Consider the following 1,453-nt stretch of genomic DNA (forward strand, 5'->3'; position numbering starts at 1 on the left):
GTGTGGTTTTAAACATAATAATATTAACTAGATAACTTATTTTAGCACCAGATGGATAATAATATTAAAAGGTCAATTTATACTGAAAGGGTGAGCTATGAGAGTTAGTTTTTGGGCGTATTATGCGCAAGATAACAAAACCAAAGTTAAGAGAAAAATAGATTTATCATCAATACTGGATGGTGAGATAATAAAAAAATCTAATCATTCTTTGCAATGTGGTGATTATTATATATACATGCATAGTATTGATACAAAAACAATTTTATTCACAAAGACAAATGATTCAGACTTAATTAATAAAATAAATAAAACTAACAACTCCATAAAAGATATTAGAGATAGCTTAGCTGATGATGAGTTATTAGGTTTCCCATCATTTTTATTTATAAATGACGGTATAATTGGATTTGCCTCTTCATTTCTTGGCCCTAAAATTAGAGAGTTACCAGAATTTATGAAAGGTAAAAAGTTATTATCTGAATCAGAAGAACTTATAGTTGAGCCTCTAATGAGAGGCGTTACAAAAGCCGATGCTCTTAACATGAGCTTTATTGGAAGGACGACTCTAAGAATAGAATCTGGAAAGTCACTTACAAAAACGATACTAAGAAATATTGGAGTAGCAAGCGTCTCAGATGAACTTCTTGATGGTATTGAAATTATTCTAAAGCCCAAAAGAGCAAAAAATATCAAAGGAATGACTAAAGAAATTATTAGTAGTAGCTACGGAGAAGTTGATGGAATCAGCATAAAAGCAAAAGAAACCGCAGCAGATTTACTTACTGAATACTACTTAGATGGCAAGGGGCATGTGGGGTGCAATCTGCCGAAAAAGGCATCTAATGCAGAAATAGCTAATGAAATTTACACCGCATTTACTAAAATGAAGCCAATCATACTTGAGAGTTACGAGAACATAAATAACGAACTCTTGCCGTGAAAAATACAAGCAAAAGGAGGAGGTAATGGATAAATTATTGAAAATCACATCAGCAATCCTTTTGTTTATTGTTCCATATATGCTCACTATTCCATTTTACTTTCTGTTTAAAAATTATTTAACCCCTGAGCTATCTTTCGCTCTTCATCGTGAAGCATTAGGGGCGGCGATAAGTTCTTATTCAGGCACCCTTGTAGCTGTTTTAATTGCGGCATTAACGTTTTTACTTGGGATAAGGAACAGTAACTTTTCTAAGTTGCAAAAATATGGGTATATGCTATCAATCGTGACTTTCTATGCATTAACCTTTGTTGAGCTTGGGGCGTTATTTTTCGTTGGCATACTTTTAATATCAAACTTAAACCAACTGCCATTGCCGTCTATCTCTATGGTTATCGCCATCACATCTTTCTTACATTTATGCTTATTAACTATTCAGTTAATTAATTTATCAAATAAGAAATAACCCACCTAGCCCTCCCCGCGAGGGCTTTTTTGTGCCCTCTCCCC

General features: G+C 33.5%; 2 protein-coding genes. Both read left to right on the forward strand.

Annotated features, from left to right (window positions below):
• Nucleotides 1-97: 97 nt before the first annotated feature.
• Nucleotides 98-943, forward strand: coding sequence for a hypothetical protein (locus HMPREF3129_RS02280; protein ID WP_070486699.1), 846 nt, complete (start codon nt 98-100; stop codon nt 941-943).
• 25 nt (nt 944-968) lie between these two features.
• A complete protein-coding gene (locus HMPREF3129_RS02285; RefSeq protein ID WP_070486702.1) occupies nt 969-1,409 on the forward strand; it encodes a biopolymer transporter ExbB in 441 nt (146 codons plus the stop codon).
• Nucleotides 1,410-1,453 lie beyond the last annotated feature (44 nt).

It is taken from the genome of Proteus sp. HMSC14B05 (assembly GCF_001808035.1).
GTDB lineage: Bacteria > Pseudomonadota > Gammaproteobacteria > Enterobacterales > Enterobacteriaceae > Proteus > Proteus mirabilis.

What these genes read in the sequence shown, in the direction of transcription:
- HMPREF3129_RS02280 (WP_070486699.1), top strand. Translation starts at nt 98, where the DNA reads ATGAGAGTTAGTTTTTGGGCGTATTATGCGCAAGATAACAAAACCAAA.
- HMPREF3129_RS02285 (WP_070486702.1), top strand. Translation starts at nt 969, where the DNA reads ATGGATAAATTATTGAAAATCACATCAGCAATCCTTTTGTTTATTGTT.